This is a genomic window from Halomonas sp. 72, from assembly GCF_052379785.1.
GTDB lineage: Bacteria > Pseudomonadota > Gammaproteobacteria > Pseudomonadales > Halomonadaceae > Vreelandella > Vreelandella citrativorans.
The window spans coordinates 63,582-78,189 of the sequence record NZ_JBQSYY010000007.1; the positions used below are offsets into that span (position 1 = coordinate 63,582).

Here is a 14,608-nt window from a genome sequence, read left to right on the forward strand (position 1 = left end):
ATTTTCGTTCTGAATATATAAATCCTGCTCTTGTAACGCCCCTACCCTTGGCAGGGGCGTTTCTGTTATGCTGCCGCGATTAATCTTCGCGTGACTTCTTTGATTCAACGGTGATCCCTCCATGGCAAAGCAACAGGAAGCAACGGATCTGCAGCGTGCATTGAGCGCCTGTAAGGGTTCGTTTGTATCGGTGGGTTTTTTCAGCATGTTTGTAAACCTGCTGATGCTTGTTCCCCCGATGTATATGCTCCAAGTATATGACCGCGTACTTACTACCCAAAGCCTCGACACTCTTGTCATGCTCACCTTGGTGGTGGTGTTCCTTTTTATGGTGATGGGCGGACTAGAGCTTGTAAGGTCGCGGATGCTGGTCAGGATTGGGAATCGGCTGGATACCACGATTAATCAACGACTGTATAGTGCAATGTTTCGCCGCAGCATTGTTGCTCCAGGTACGCAAAGTGCCCAACCGTTAAATGATCTAACAAACTTACGCCAGTTTCTCACGGGAAACGGCCTGTTTGCCTTTTTTGATGCTCCATGGGTGCCTATCTATCTTGGTATTTTGTTCATTTTTCATCCATGGCTGGGCATATTTGCCACCTGCGCTGGCATCATTTTATTCGTACTTGCCTTGGTCAATGAAAAATCAACAAAAGGCCTGTTAGCAGAAGCCAATAGCGAGCAAATCCAGGCGCAAAACCTGGCTAACTCCAACTTGAGAAACGCAGAAGTACTGCATGCCATGGGCATGTTGCCTGGCATCATGGGCCGCTGGTCCAAGCGCCACCATGAGTTTCTTGCCAAGCAGTCCCAGGCAAGCGACCGCGCCGGTGCATTAACGAATACATCTAAAGTAATGCGTCTTCTATTCCAGTCCTTGATTCTTGGCTTGGGGGCACTGCTGGTGCTCAATGGTGATATGACACCAGGCATGATGATTGCAGGCTCTATCTTGATGGGCCGTGCACTGGCACCTATCGACCAGATGATTGGTGGCTGGAAAGGCTTTGTTGCCGCACGAGGCGCCTATAGTCGGCTGAATGATTTACTTACCCAAATACCTGATGATCAACGCCGCATGTCGCTACCGGCACCTCAAGGTATTATCGATATTGAAAACGTCGCTGCAGCGCCTCCGGGCACGCGTATGGCAACTATTCGTGGTATCAACTTCAGTGTAGCCAAAGGCGAGCATGTTGGCATTATTGGTCCTAGTGCGGCCGGTAAGTCCACCTTGGCTCGCGTGCTGCTGGGTATCTGGCCAACTCAAGTTGGCGATATACGCCTTGATGGCGCTGAGATTAATCACTATAACCGAGACGAATTAGGTCCTTATATTGGTTACTTGCCTCAAGATATTGAATTGTTTGATGGCTCTATCAGCGAGAACATCGCTCGATTTGGCAATATTGATTCTGCGGAAGTAGTTGCAGCTGCGAAAAAAGCCGGCGTGCATGAGATGGTGCTGGAGCTTCCCAACGGGTACGACACTATTATCTCTTCTACTAGTGGCGCACTTTCTGGAGGGCAGCGACAGCGACTTGGTTTGGCTCGAGCGCTTTATGGCAGCCCTGTCTTGGTGGTGCTGGATGAACCCAATGCCAATCTGGATGAAGCAGGCGAGCGCGCACTAGGCCAAGCGATTTCTCATTTGAAAGCCGAAGGCACAACTCTGTTTGTGATTAGCCACCGGACCAGTGTCCTCAAATCCATGGATAAGCTACTGGTCATGAAAGAGGGCCAGGTAAGCATGTTCGGGCCTAGAGACCAGGTGCTCGCCCAGTTTGCCAAGAAACGCCCCCAAGTCGCGCAGCAGAATGCAGCACGCCTTTCCGCTATTTCCGGTGGCCGTAGCGGCGGCAGTGAGGAGTCGTAAGATGAGCAACCGTAAAGACCAGCTTCCGGCTAAAAACGAAATAGATGTGACCCCGCAAGGCCCCGCCACCATTGACGGTGAAGCCCAGGAAGTGTTGCCTACCAGCGATAAAGGCTATCGCAAGCTGGGCTACGCGATTTTGGGTATTGCGCTAGGTGGCTTCATAGTGTGGTCGGTGACCGCCTCCCTGGCCGTTGCCGTGGTTGCTCCAGGTAATGTATCAATGGAGTCGTTCAAGCGCACCGTTCAACACCTTGAAGGTGGCATCGTGCGCGAGCTGCTGGTGTCTGACGGCGACAAGGTAGAAGCCGGCCAGCCGCTGGTGGTGCTGAGCGACACCCAAGTGCGTTCACAGTTGGAAATTGCTCAATCCCAGTATTACATCAACCGGGCAATGGAAGTGCGCTTACTGGCAGAGCAGCAAGGCGCCTCGTTGCTGGAAATGCCCGAAGAGCTCAGCTCTGTCGACAACGAGCGTGCTCAGCAGGTGACCGCCGTGCAGCAAGGTCTCTTTCAGGCACGTCGCCAGTCGCTTCTCAGCACCTTGGAAGCCATGGATGAGCAGATCGTCCAGATGCAAGAGCAGATCGATGGCTTGGAAGCACGCACGCGGGTTAATAATCAGCGCATCAGCTCGCTGCGCTCTGAAGCCGAAGACTTCCGTTCGCTCTACCGTGAGGGGCTGGGTGATAATCAGCGCCTTCGTGAGCTTGAGCGCCAGATCTTGCAATACGAAGGTGACAACGCCGAGTTCCAGGCCAATATGGCTCAGCTGCGCTCGCAAATAAGTGAAAACCGCATGCAGAAAGAGACCACTCAGCAGGAGTTTCAGGCTGAAGTGGGTGAGCAGTTGCGTAACGCTCAGTCGCAGATCGCCGAAGCGGAAGAGCGCATTACCTCACTGACCGATCAGGTGAATCGTACTGTAGTAAGCGCGCCCGTATCGGGCACTATTGTTGGTCAACAGGTATATACCGTGGGTGCCGTTATTCGCCCAGGTGACTCTATCATGGATGTTGTGCCTTCCAATGACGGGTTTGTGGTCGAGGCTCGTGTGCCCACGCGCGATATTGATAACCTGTTTTTGGGGCAGCTCGCCGAAATTCGCTTCTCGGCTTTTAACCAGCGTCTCACTAACGTTATTGATGGCGAAATCATCCACATAAGTGCCGACAGCTTTGAAGATGAGGCGACTGGGCAGCGCTATTATAAAACGCGTATACGTGTTACTGACGAAGGCCGCGAAGATATGACTGAGCAGATGCAGTTACTGTCTGGCATGCCTGCCGAAGTGATGATCCGTACTGGTGAGCGTACCTTTGCCAGCTACATCGCCAAGCCTGTTACCGATATGCTGGCTCGCGCTATCCGGGAGGACTAATGACACGGACGCCACGCTTTACCTTAAGTGCGCTCAGCATTGCGGTTGCCTTGTTTAGCCATGCGGCATTCTCACAAAGCGATGTGCCTGTTGATCAGCAGTCGCTGAACGAATTTGAAGCGCTAAACGATGCAACCGGCGAGCCTCAAGCGCTGCCCTCGCTGCCGGGCTTGTTCGTTCGTGCCCTGGAACACGACTCTGATTTGTCACGCCAGCGGTTTGAGCTTGAAGCCACGCGGGAAGAAATTCCCATGGCGCGCTCACGGTTGCTGCCTCAGGTAACCGCTACGGGCGGATACTTGTGGCAAGACTCAACTAATATTCAAACCGTTGAAGAGATAGATCAGTTTGGTAACACCCAACGTCCCGGTGAAATAGACGAAGCATATTGGCAGGTCCAGCTACAGCAGCCGCTCTTTAGTCTTGAGCGCTGGCGTAGCGTCGATGTTGCGGGCGCCCAGGTAAGCGCCGCTGAACTTCAGCTAGCCGTTATTGAGCAAGAGCTTGCGATGCAAGTTAGCGAAGCGTACATAAAAGCTTATCTGGCAGCCCAGCGCTCAGGTTTGCTCGAAGCTCAGCAGGAGTCGCTCGATTTGCAGGTGCGCCAGGCAAGCCGCGCCTTTGACTTGGGCGTGGGGAACCGCGTTGACTTACTGGAGGCTCAAGCCCGTTACGACCAGGCGGTATCAGACGCGGTAGAAGCGGAAAACGAGCTGGATAATGCGCTAAGTGAGCTAGAGCGCCTGACCGGAGTGATGCCTTCCTTTGCAAGCAGCCCGCCGAGCGAGTTATCCAACGTAACGTTGGATGACGAGATGGGTGAGGCAGAACAATGGCTAGCGCGTACAGGGCAAAATCTTAATGTCCTGCTGGCGACCGAGCAGCAAAAAATTGCCCAAGCGGATACCGGTGTCAGGCGTGCGGGCTATTACCCAGAGCTTAACCTGAACCTCAGTTACTCTGACCGCATTAGTGATGATGTTTTGCGAGAAAGTGAAGATTACCGGGCCGGTGTTGAGCTAAGCGTGCCTATTTATCGCGGTGGCTATACCAATGCCAGCGTGCGCCAAGGCGAAAGACGCATCGAAGCAGGCCAGGCAACGGTTGATAACGAACGCAATCTGGCCATGCAGGAAGTTCGCCGCCGTATTCGAGCATTGAACGGCGGGCAGCGTCGCCTGGAAGCGCTGAATCAGGCAATTGCCTCAGGCCAACTCTTCCTGGACGCGGCTGAAAGGGGCGAGCAGCTAGGTCTGCGCGACCTGGTCGATGTGCTAGACGCACGGGCAAGCTTCTACGACCAACGTATCCAGTATGTCGATACGGTAGGTAATTATGCGCTGGACATGTTGGCGCTGCAATCAGCCGTGGGCAGTCTAGAGAGCCAGGACCTGGATCGCATCATGGCGCTACTGGCCTCGATGTCTACGTCAGTGCAGGTAGCCCGGTAGTCAGCAACTATGGCCGTTATAAAAACAAGTCAAAGCAACGAATGGTTGCGACGCGCCATGCGTTGCTTCGATGCTGCGATCGCTATAGGCGTTGCTCTTGCCGTTCTGCGGCTAATGCCGCATGTTGTTGTAGAGGGTAACGACTATCTGTTTCTTATCCTGGTGGGCAGCTTGCTGCTGCCTGCTGTTGGGGAATTAATAGGTCTCTATCAACCTTGGCGCGGCCGCAGTCTTTACAACATGCTGGGTATTTACTTGGCCGCATGGGCAGCCACTTTAGGGCTGCTCAGCCTGCTATTAGTGGCTGTTCAAGAAACTCAAAGCTACTCCCGGTTATGGATGGGCGTTTCGGCCTTGGCGATACTCACTGTCGGCAGCACAATGCGTACCTCGCTTTACGTCTACTTAAAGCGCCTGCGTGCCAAGGGCCATAACCTTAAGCGCGTGTTATTAGTGGGTAAAAAAGACAATATTGCACTGCTGGAAGAGATGATCGTCAAAACGCCTCATGCGGGATATATCGTAATAGGCCATTATGTTGACGAAAATGACCCTGCCTTTTTTCACAAAATGGCGGCGTTTGCTAAGGCTAATATCTTTCAGCGTGAATTTGACGAGATATGGCTTGGGTATCCGCTGGTTCAAAGCAATCGGGTTCGTCATCTAATGCGGTTACTTGCCGGGATCCCAGCCAGTATACGATTTTTTCCTGACTTAACGGATATCCGATTATTAAATCACCGGATCACGCAAGTCGCGGGACTCTACTCCTTAGAGCTTAACTACACTCCATTGAGCGGCCCCATGCGGCTTTTCAAAGCGTTGGAGGACCGCTTGCTGGGGTTCGTGCTGTTTATTATGTTCAGTCCTGTCATGCTTGCGGTGGCGATTGCTATTCGCTGTACCATGGGAGGGCCTATTCTTTTCAAGCAGGAGCGTCATGGCCTGGATGGTAAACGTTTCAGAATTTATAAATTTAGAACGATGCACCTGCATGAAAGTTCGGACACCAAGCAGGCTTCACACTTCGATAGTCGTGTGACTCGTGTTGGTCGCTTTTTACGCCGTACTAGCCTGGATGAACTGCCTCAGCTCTATAATGTACTTCAAGGCCGCATGTCGCTGGTAGGGCCAAGACCACACGCTATGGATCATAACGACCATTATAAAGACCATATCAATATCTATATGCAACGACATCGCGTTAAGCCTGGCATGACAGGCTGGGCACAGGTAAATGGCCTGCGGGGCATTACTGATGACGTCAAGCTGATGGAGAGGCGTGTTGAGTACGACCTGTATTATATCGAACGCTGGTCGTTGGGGTTTGATCTCAAAATACTGATCATGACTCTGACGCGTGGTTTTGTTAACGGCCAGCCCTGAGTGAGTTTCGATGCACGTGTATATCACCTTCGGGGCGTAACAGACACTGCCTGTTCAGCTGGCACCAGCAAGATTGGGATGGTTAGCCTCCCAAATGGCTTATCTCAAGGAGGAATCATGATTTTACCTGTCATTTTATCAGGAGGCTCGGGCTCCCGGCTCTGGCCTGTCTCTCGCGAGCACTATCCCAAGCAGTTTCTGAATTTGCATAAGGAAGATGTCAGCCTGTTGCAGGAAGCGGCACTGCGCATCAATGGTATTGCCCATTCGGGCGAGCCGCTCATCGTCTGTAACGAAGAGCACCGTTTTCTGGTAGCAGAACAGATGCACCAAGTCGGATTCAACGACAGCAAGATTATTCTAGAACCTTGTGGGCGTAACACGGCGCCCGCACTGGCGTTGGCCGCTTTGACGGCCAGCATGGTCAATCCCGACGCCGAGCTGCTGGTCATGCCTGCCGACCACGTCATCAAGGACACGCAAGCCTTTGCCCATGCTGTTGAACAAGGCCAGCGCCTGAGCCAAGAAGGCAAGTTGGTGACGTTTGGTATTACACCTTCTTCGCCGCATACCGGCTATGGCTACATTAAGAAAGGCCAGGCTTTGGCGCAAGGCTATTCGGTGTCTGCCTTTATTGAAAAGCCCGATGCCAGCGCTGCCGAGCAGTATCTGAATAGTGGTGACTACTTTTGGAACAGCGGTATTTTCCTGTTCAAGGCCAGCAGCTTTCTTGCTGCACTTGGCCAGTATGCACCGGATATTTTACAAAGCTGTCAGGCAGCGTTTGATGCACGTACCGAAGACATGGATTTTTTGCGTATTGATGAGACAAGCTTTGCCCAATGCCGCAGTGAATCCATCGACTATGCGGTGATGGAGCATACCGAGCAGGCTGCCGTTGTTCCCATGTCGCCGGGTTGGAGTGACATTGGTGCTTGGGATGCTCTCCATGAGCTGCGCTCAGCCAATGATAAGGAAAATGGTAATGCCATTCACGGCGATGTCATGCTACATGAAGCCCGAAACAGCCTGGTTTATAGCGAGTCTCGTCTTGTCGCGGCTGTAGGGGTTGATAACCTGGTCATTGTCGAGACCGATGATGCGGTCCTGGTTGCCGACCGTCGTCAGGCTCAGGATACCAAGCTTATTGTTAACGCCTTGAAAGCCGCTGGTCGTAAGGAGTTTCAATCGCACCAGCAAGTCTATCGCCCTTGGGGGCATTATCGCACCATGGTGTTAACAGATAGCTTCCAGGTTAAAGAGATTGTGGTTAACCCTGGTGGTAAGCTTTCCTTGCAGATGCATCATCACCGTGCAGAGCACTGGGTCGTCGTGCAGGGCACTGCTCGAGTTACTCAAGGCGAAGGGCATGGTGATACCGATAATCTACGCAGCTTCCTGCTATCTGAAGACCAGTCTACGTATATTCCGTTAGGAACGGTTCATCGCTTGGAAAACCCCGGCGTGATCCCCCTCAAGCTTATCGAAGTCCAAACCGGCTCTTATCTGGGTGAAGACGATATCGTGCGCTATAACGACAAATACGGGCGCGAATAGGAGCAACCCGGTGTAATGAAAGTTGCCATTATTCATGACTGGCTAACCACTTGGGCAGGCGCTGAAAAAGCGCTTGCCGAGCTGCTTGGCTGCTTCCCGGACGCAGAGATATTCACAACGGTCAATTTCCTTGATCAAAGTAATATCCCAGCGTTACAAGGGCGTGTCATTCATACCAGTTTTATCCAGCGTATGCCTTTTGCGCGTACTCGCTACCGCCATTACTTACCGCTAATGCCCTTGGCCGTTGAGCAGTTCGACCTGAAAGGCTTTGATCTGATTTTGTCCAGCAGTCACGCCGTGGCGAAAGGTGTCATTTCTGATCCGAACGCAGTGCATATCTGCTACTGCTACAGCCCGATGCGTTATGCCTGGGACATGCAGCACCAATATCTGCGCCAAGCGGGCAAAGAGAAAGGACTGGTGAGCTGGGTGATGCGCTGGCAATTGCACCGTTTGCGCCAGTGGGATTACCTGAGCGCTCAACGAGTGGACCACTTTGTCGGGATTTCAAGCTATATACAGCGGCGTATATATACCTGCTATCGGCGTGAAGCCGATGTGGTCTTTCCGCCTGTAGAGGTAGATAAGTTCCAGCACGACCGGCCCCGCGAAGGCTTCTATCTGACCGCTTCACGCATGGTGCCCTATAAGCGGATCGACCTGGTCATTGAAGCTTTTAACCACATGCCCGACAAGCAGCTTGTCGTTATCGGCGATGGCCCGGATCATACCAAGCTTGCGGCACTTGCTGGCCCCAACGTGACCCTGTTGGGCTATCAGCCCGATGACGTGTTGATCGACCATCTAGAACGCACCCGCGCCTTCATATTCATGGCCGAAGAAGATTTTGGAATCTTGCCCGTGGAAGCTCAGGCCGCAGGCGCCCCGGTGATTGGCTACGGGGTGGGGGGCTTGGCCGAAACGACCCTCAATAACATCACCGCACTATGGGCGAAGGAGCAAACCCGCACAGAATTGGTAGCCCGTGTTCATGAGTTTGAGCAGCGCAAGAAGCAAGATGCCAATGCATTTGCACCCAAGATATGCCGACAGAGTGCTGAACGCTTCGCAACGGCTAACTTTACGCGCGCCATCTTATCGCTTATCGCCAAGCACGTACCTGGGGCGTAGGTTCCAACGCTTTCTTACCTCGGACTCTGTTGGTAGAACTGCTGGCAACTGGTCATCGGCTGTCTGCCCAGCCAGCCGATGATCTGTTGCGTGTACGCTGAACGTGCCTCATTGACCAGGTGGAAGTTGGTATCAAAAAAGTCGTTTGCTTCACGCATGGCATGTCGAGGGCTACCCACCCAATAAAGTCCTTCCTCCGAGGCCCAGAAAGGCAGCCTTTCATAAAATAAGGCTTCTGGAAGTGAATCTCTGTAGGAAGCTTGCCTTAATAAAGGCGGGGGCATGAAAACCGGGCATGCCCCTTTGGCAAGCAGCTCATCGCGAAAGCGGCGCAGCCGCCCTCCGTCAAAACGACCTTCCTGAAGAGCGGTCCCATAGGTTTCGTCAGGCAACGAATTCAGGAAATTCCAGTGCCGCTCTTCGCGTAATGCGCGGGCGGTATGCTGTTGATCCCCACGGCTATCCAGATTGTGCACGCCGTAATCGCCACTGATCGAAAATCCTGCCGGAACACCACGATACCCCTCTAGAATCCGAGTGAATGAGGTATGTATAAACACGTCAAGTGCACGTTTGAGAGGCAGTTGGATAAACGTCTCAGGGTGGCTGTTGGCCCAATGTATCAGTGAGCTTGAGACGCTCTCCTCGCGGTTATAAAGTGGGTACTCAAGGGGAAGAAGTACCAGGTCGCCCGGCCCAATGGCGGGTATGGCGTTATGCAATATGGCTGGCAGTGAAATGCCAGCGTTGACGCCCAGATTCACGGCCGGGCGGCCATAAGCGGTTTCCAGCGTGCCGCTATCAATGCCGAACATGGCTCCCGAACCGGCCACCACCACAATCTTGGGGGAAGAAAGTGCGTGGGCTAGCTGGGTCTTGTAAGCAATCGCCTCATTGATCCATTGATTGTTGGGATGCGCCTTGCCCAACTGCCCGGCCCACAGCACCACCCACAGGGCCAGGACCAGCGCGCCACCCCCCAAGATGCCTTTCAAAAAGCTAGCCATGCCTATTTACCCACTCGCACGATTAAAAATTGAAGTACAGAAAAGCCTGGCTGGGCAGGTCCAGCATGGCTTTTATCGCAAGGAGTAATACCCCGCCTACCAGCGCGCCTTGATAAAAATAGCGCTTTGAGCGCTCCAGCCGCTGAGTTAATGCCACGCTGTTAGGCAGGGCCAGCACAATCAGCGTTGCCCCTATCAACAATACCCCAGGGGTACGCAGGCTCATTACCCCCTGAGTGAAGCTGCTGGCAACATCACCAAGCGCTCCCCAGCCCCCTACCGAAAGGGCCGAGTAGAACGCCCAGGTATGCTCAAGGCCGGTGGCTCGAAAGGGGACCCAGGCAAGCATCACCGCCACGAAGGTCAATAGCCACCCAATACTGTCAGGCAGCCGAAAAACACTCAAGCGCCGCCATATCACGGCCACGGCCAGCAAGCCGCCATGCAGTCCGCCCCACAGCAAGAAATGCCAGCCCGCACCGTGCCATAGCCCGCCCAGCAGCATGGTCGCCAGCAGGGCTATCAGGTGGCGGGGTAGGCCATGCTGGCTTCCCCCCAAGGGAATATACAAATAGTCGCGGAGGAAGTTGGAAAGCGTGATATGCCAGCGGCGCCAGAACGCCTGAATATCCCTCGCCTTGTAGGGCGAGGCAAAGTTTTCAGGCAGTGTAATACCAAACAACAGCGCCAGGCCAATGGCCATGTCAGCGTAACCGGAAAAATCAAAATACAGCTGCAAGCCGTACGCCCAGCCGGCAACCAGAGTATCGCCCGCCACCATGGCGTCGGCAGGCAAGCCGTAAAGCTGATTGACATAAGGTGCCAGATTGTCCGCAATCATCAGCTTCTTGGCTAGTCCCAGCGCCAGTAACAGTAAGCCACACCGCATATTGGCGGCACTTGGTCGTGCCAGCCGGTTCAACTGTGGCGCTAAATCACGATAGTGAACGATAGGCCCGGCAACCAGCTGAGGAAAAAAGCTGACAAATACGCTATAGAGTGGAAGTGGCCCGCGCTGAACGGTGCCCCTGCGTACATCCACCAAAAAGGCGATTTGCTGAAAGGTGAAAAACGAAATGCCCAAGGGTAGTACCAGTGGGCTGAAGGATTGCGGTGGCAGCTTAGCCACCGAAAGCAGAAAGACCGAGTATTTAAACCAGCCCAGCAAGCCAAGGTTGAACGCCACACCAAGCCACAACCAATGTCTGCCAGGCCTGGTTACGTAGCCCGCCAGCCAATAGTTGATACCGATACTGGCGAGTAAAAGGGGTAAGAGCGTAATATCCCACGCAGCGTAGAAAAACAGTGAAGCGCCGCCTAACCAGGCGAGTAGAAAGCGCTGAGAGGCGTAGAGCGAAAACAGTAGAAAGACCAGCCAAACAAGAGGCAAGAACACAAAAAGAAATTCAGGTGAGCTAAAAACCATGCCAAATATGCTCTCTTGGTGGCAGTCTGATAACGGTAGATATAATGCCCGCACGACGACAACAACGCTGGGCGCGAAGCATATCATAGCCACTGTTGAGAGCGGTTGGTTGTCTCATCGGCTGGCCCCGTGCCGCATAGGGTCAGCTGCATTTTTATTCGCATGATCTTAAAAAGGGGGCGCAAATGGACCTGCACCGCCGTACCGCCATCATGCTGGCCGCCTGTTTGGCCGGTGTGCTTGGAAGCTACTTCTATAGCGGAATTCTCAACCCCTTGAAGGTCGAGTGGTTGTTGCAGGAAAGGGATATATTGCAGCATTTTCTAGGCTGGCATTACTACCGCCAGGAGCCCTGGCAGTGGCCACTGGGCGCGCTCACGACTTATGGCACACAAGTGCGTACCAGCATCGTGTTTACCGATTCGTTGCCGCTGTTCGCCATACCGTTGAAGCTTGTTCAAGCGTGGCTGCCCACTCCCTTTCAATATCAAGGGCTAGCGTCGGTGATGCACCTGGTACTCAATGCCACCGCTGCTTGCCTTATTTTCACCCGCATGAAAGTGCCTGCCATTGCCGCCATCGCGCTCAGCCTGGTGGTAGGTACCATGCCCGCGGTGGTGTTTCGTGGGCCGGGCGGGGCGGGGCATGAATCGTTGATGGCGCACTGGACATTCCTGTTCGCGATCTATCTTGTGCTGTTTCGCCACCACCCCGACTGGAAAGCCCACAGCCAGTGGACCGTACTGCTCACGCTGGCGGTGCTGGTGCATTTCTACCTGTTTATCCTGGCAGGCCTGCTTTGGAGCCTGTGGTGGCTTTCCATAACTGCCCGGCGTTACGCACAACAAGGCCTGCATAACCGCCAATGGTGGTGGGGGTGGGGAGTTTACAGCGTGTTTTTACCGCTTGGCATCCTGTGGCTCATGTGGAGCGTTGGCTACCTGCATAGCGGCGGTGATTCGCCAGGCGCCGACGGTTTTGGCCTTTACTCGGCCGAACTGGCCGCTTATTTCAATACGTACCCTTTTCTGCCTGGCATTGAGACCACTTCAGCGCTGAGCCTGCCTGCCTGGGTGCCCAGTATGGGCGGCCAGTATGAAGGCATGAGCTACGTGGGCGTGGGCATTATGCTGCTCTGGCTGATGGCGCTGTTGCTGTATATCATACGCCCGGTGCATGTGCCCGCCGTGTACCGTTGGCCGGTGCGTAGCTTGGCAGTCCTGTCTGTCGGCCTATTCGTGTTTTCGCTAAGTAATCATGTGGTGGTGGGCCCCTCTCATGCGTTTCACGTGCCGATTCCTTGGCCTGAGCCGGTGAAGGCTATTTTACGCGCCAGTGGGCGCATGTTGTGGGTGCTAATGTACGTGAGCATCTTCGCCGCCGGCGCGCTGCTCGCTCACGCTTTGCGCCCGCGCAATGTCGTTCTGGTGGCGCTATGCATACTGGCCATTCAACTGGTTGACTTGCAGCATTGGCATGGCTACTTTCATGCCCGTAGCCAGCAGGCGGCAGATTACCGCATGGAGGAGGATCCCCGCTTGATAGGGTGGGAAACGCCCAGCTTGCAAGCGGCGCTCGGCCAGCGCCAGTCGCTACATATCACCCATGTAGAAGATATCGTCGGCATACTGCCGCTGGCATGGCTGGCTGGCCAGCACGCTATGAGTGTGAATGTCGCGTATGTTGCACGTATCAATCAGGCGATCATTGACAGGGCGGTAGCGCCTGCTCAGCAAGCGCTGGCGGCCGGGCAACCCGACCCCCGCGTGGTGTACGCCATTACCCGTTCGGACACCGCCCAACAAGCTTGCGCCATGGCTGGCATGCAGTGTGTGGCGACCCCTATGGCAACCTTTGCGTGGCAGCTCGACCTCAAGGTCGATCCAAAGGTCAATCTCAAGGAGGGCAGATGAGTAAGGAAGATTGGAAGCTAAGTATTATCGTTCCTGTGCTTGATGAGCATGAGTCCTTGCAGCCCTTCATCGACCAGGTCGGGCCTGTTCTAGCCGGATGCACCCCCGCGTTCGAGATCCTGTTCATTGATGATGGCTCCACCGACGACACGCTCGCCCAGTTGAAGGTGCTCAACCAGCAGGATGCGCGCATTCGCTATGTGTCGTTCAGCCGTAATTTTGGCAAGGAAGCCGCGCTTACCGCTGGGTTATTCTATGCCACCGGGGACGCAGTGGTGCCCATGGATGTCGACTTGCAGGACCCCCCGACGCTGATACCTGAGTTCGTGCGGCTATGGCAGGAAGAAGGGTACGACATGGCCTACGGCGTGCGCGCCTCACGCCCGGAAGACTCCGCCGCCAAGCGTACCACCGCCAAGGGATTCTACCGGTTATTCAACCGCATCACGCACTCACCCATTCCTGGCAATGCCGGCGACTACCGCCTGATGTCACGGCGAATCGTCAACATACTGCTTGAGCTGCCCGAACGTAACCGGTTCATGAAAGGCCTCTACGCCTGGGCAGGGTTCAAGACCATCGGGGTTCCCTACAAGCGCCCTTCGCGCCATGCTGGGGAAAGCAAATTCAGCTTCTGGAAGCTCTGGAACTTCGCCTTGGATGGGCTGGTAGGGTTCAGTACCGTGCCACTCAGGGTGTGGAGCTATATTGGGGCAGGGGTCGCCTTTCTAGCGTTTATGTATATCATCATACTCGTGGCCAGCGTGCTGCTAGGCGGGCGTGATGTGCCGGGCTACGCCTCGTTGATGAGTGTGGTACTGTTTTTTGGCGGCATGCAGCTGCTCTCCATCGGCATCCTGGGCGAATATATCGGACGGCTGTTTATCGAAGTAAAAGGCCGCCCGCTGTACGTCGTGCAAGAGGCATCAGTGCAAGAAGCCACGGAGCTCGCTGAAACGCCACTGCCAGCGTCAAGCCAGCGCGGCGCCGGAACGCACCATGAGTAAAGCCCCCGTATGAGTAAAAACCATGCCGAAGCGCTGCAGGCGTTGCGGTTTATCGTCGTGGGGGGCGTAGCCACGCTCACGCACATGGGCGTGGCAGCGCTGCTTTTTGCCCTGCTGCACGGCCGCTATATCGCGCTTGTTAACTTCATTGCCTGGCTGGTGGCGTTTGGCGTGTCGTTCTGGGGGCACCAGCGGGTAACGTTTAAACGGCAAACAACGCTCCGGCGGTTTTTACTGATGTCGCTTGCTGGGCTTGCCACCAATTACGCAGCGCTGGGGTTGCTGCTGCTGACGCCGCTGCCTCAGTTGCTTGCCATGATAACGGCGATTGCCAGCGCAGCAGTGAGCACTTACCTATTGGCTAGATATTATACGTTTGCAAGCGTGTCCGAGCGCCCTGAATAAGCGCCTTTAAAACAATGCCAAGACTGAACTATCCAAGCGTTTGGCTGCCAGTAACGGTGGTG

11 protein-coding genes are annotated in these 14,608 nt (G+C 54.4%); 9 read left to right on the forward strand and 2 right to left on the reverse strand.

The window, feature by feature from the left end:
* The first annotated feature begins 121 nt into the window (after window positions 1-121).
* From ACT3T6_RS09170 to ACT3T6_RS09195, 6 genes are all read left to right on the forward strand, one after another.
* A complete protein-coding gene (locus tag ACT3T6_RS09170) occupies window positions 122-1,879 on the forward strand; it encodes a type I secretion system permease/ATPase (RefSeq protein ID WP_193055015.1) in 1,758 nt (585 codons plus the stop codon).
* 1 nt (window position 1,880) lies between these two features.
* Entirely contained in the window at window positions 1,881-3,260 is a 1,380-nt protein-coding gene (locus ACT3T6_RS09175) for an HlyD family type I secretion periplasmic adaptor subunit (protein ID WP_193055016.1), read from the forward strand.
* Window positions 3,260-4,711 carry a TolC family outer membrane protein gene (locus tag ACT3T6_RS09180; RefSeq protein WP_193055017.1) on the forward strand — a complete coding sequence of 484 codons (1,452 nt, stop codon included), beginning with the start codon at window positions 3,260-3,262 and terminating at the stop codon, window positions 4,709-4,711. The genes ACT3T6_RS09175 and ACT3T6_RS09180 overlap by 1 nt, the downstream gene beginning before the upstream one ends.
* 57 nt (window positions 4,712-4,768) lie before the next feature.
* Window positions 4,769-6,097 carry an undecaprenyl-phosphate glucose phosphotransferase gene (locus tag ACT3T6_RS09185; RefSeq protein WP_193055018.1) on the forward strand — a complete coding sequence of 443 codons (1,329 nt, stop codon included), beginning with the start codon at window positions 4,769-4,771 and terminating at the stop codon, window positions 6,095-6,097.
* A gap of 117 nt (window positions 6,098-6,214) precedes the next feature.
* Window positions 6,215-7,654 carry a mannose-1-phosphate guanylyltransferase/mannose-6-phosphate isomerase gene (locus ACT3T6_RS09190; protein WP_193055019.1) on the forward strand — a complete coding sequence of 480 codons (1,440 nt, stop codon included), beginning with the start codon at window positions 6,215-6,217 and terminating at the stop codon, window positions 7,652-7,654.
* A 15-nt stretch (window positions 7,655-7,669) separates the two neighbouring features.
* On the forward strand, window positions 7,670-8,788 hold the full coding sequence (locus ACT3T6_RS09195) for a glycosyltransferase (RefSeq protein WP_193055020.1): 1,119 nt from the start codon (window positions 7,670-7,672) through the stop codon (window positions 8,786-8,788).
* 14 nt (window positions 8,789-8,802) lie between these two features.
* On the opposite strand, the gene ACT3T6_RS09200 is transcribed toward ACT3T6_RS09195, so the two are convergent.
* Both ACT3T6_RS09200 and ACT3T6_RS09205 read right to left on the reverse strand, forming a co-directional pair.
* Window positions 8,803-9,795 carry a hypothetical protein gene (locus ACT3T6_RS09200; protein WP_193055021.1) on the reverse strand — a complete coding sequence of 331 codons (993 nt, stop codon included), beginning with the start codon at window positions 9,793-9,795 and terminating at the stop codon, window positions 8,803-8,805.
* Window positions 9,796-9,817: 22 nt separating this feature from the next.
* Complete coding sequence (locus tag ACT3T6_RS09205; RefSeq protein WP_193055022.1) at window positions 9,818-11,221, reverse strand: MBOAT family O-acyltransferase; 1,404 nt, start codon at window positions 11,219-11,221, stop codon at window positions 9,818-9,820.
* Between the two features lie 185 nt (window positions 11,222-11,406).
* On the opposite strand from ACT3T6_RS09205, the gene ACT3T6_RS09210 reads away from it, so the two are divergent.
* Genes ACT3T6_RS09210 through ACT3T6_RS09220 form a run of 3 tightly spaced genes read left to right on the forward strand, consistent with a single transcriptional unit; the run spans window position 11,407 to window position 14,546 of the window.
* Window positions 11,407-13,134, forward strand: coding sequence for a DUF6311 domain-containing protein (locus ACT3T6_RS09210; RefSeq protein ID WP_193055023.1), 1,728 nt, complete (start codon window positions 11,407-11,409; stop codon window positions 13,132-13,134).
* Window positions 13,131-14,141: a glycosyltransferase family 2 protein gene (locus ACT3T6_RS09215; protein ID WP_193055024.1), complete on the forward strand. Its 1,011-nt coding sequence runs from the start codon at window positions 13,131-13,133 to the stop codon at window positions 14,139-14,141. Before ACT3T6_RS09210 ends, ACT3T6_RS09215 begins: the two co-directional genes overlap by 4 nt.
* A gap of 9 nt (window positions 14,142-14,150) precedes the next feature.
* On the forward strand, window positions 14,151-14,546 hold the full coding sequence (locus ACT3T6_RS09220; protein ID WP_193055025.1) for a GtrA family protein: 396 nt from the start codon (window positions 14,151-14,153) through the stop codon (window positions 14,544-14,546).
* Window positions 14,547-14,608: the final 62 nt, after the last annotated feature.

What these genes read in the sequence shown, in the direction of transcription:
- ACT3T6_RS09185 (WP_193055018.1), top strand. Translation starts at nt 4,769, where the DNA reads ATGCGTTGCTTCGATGCTGCGATCGCTATAGGCGTTGCTCTTGCCGTT.
- ACT3T6_RS09195 (WP_193055020.1), top strand. Translation starts at nt 7,670, where the DNA reads ATGAAAGTTGCCATTATTCATGACTGGCTAACCACTTGGGCAGGCGCT.
- ACT3T6_RS09190 (WP_193055019.1), top strand. Translation starts at nt 6,215, where the DNA reads ATGATTTTACCTGTCATTTTATCAGGAGGCTCGGGCTCCCGGCTCTGG.
- ACT3T6_RS09205 (WP_193055022.1), bottom strand. Translation starts at nt 11,221, where the DNA reads ATGGTTTTTAGCTCACCTGAATTTCTTTTTGTGTTCTTGCCTCTTGTT.
- ACT3T6_RS09170 (WP_193055015.1), top strand. Translation starts at nt 122, where the DNA reads ATGGCAAAGCAACAGGAAGCAACGGATCTGCAGCGTGCATTGAGCGCC.
- ACT3T6_RS09210 (WP_193055023.1), top strand. Translation starts at nt 11,407, where the DNA reads ATGGACCTGCACCGCCGTACCGCCATCATGCTGGCCGCCTGTTTGGCC.
- ACT3T6_RS09180 (WP_193055017.1), top strand. Translation starts at nt 3,260, where the DNA reads ATGACACGGACGCCACGCTTTACCTTAAGTGCGCTCAGCATTGCGGTT.
- ACT3T6_RS09175 (WP_193055016.1), top strand. Translation starts at nt 1,881, where the DNA reads ATGAGCAACCGTAAAGACCAGCTTCCGGCTAAAAACGAAATAGATGTG.
- ACT3T6_RS09200 (WP_193055021.1), bottom strand. Translation starts at nt 9,795, where the DNA reads ATGGCTAGCTTTTTGAAAGGCATCTTGGGGGGTGGCGCGCTGGTCCTG.
- ACT3T6_RS09220 (WP_193055025.1), top strand. Translation starts at nt 14,151, where the DNA reads ATGAGTAAAAACCATGCCGAAGCGCTGCAGGCGTTGCGGTTTATCGTC.
- ACT3T6_RS09215 (WP_193055024.1), top strand. Translation starts at nt 13,131, where the DNA reads ATGAGTAAGGAAGATTGGAAGCTAAGTATTATCGTTCCTGTGCTTGAT.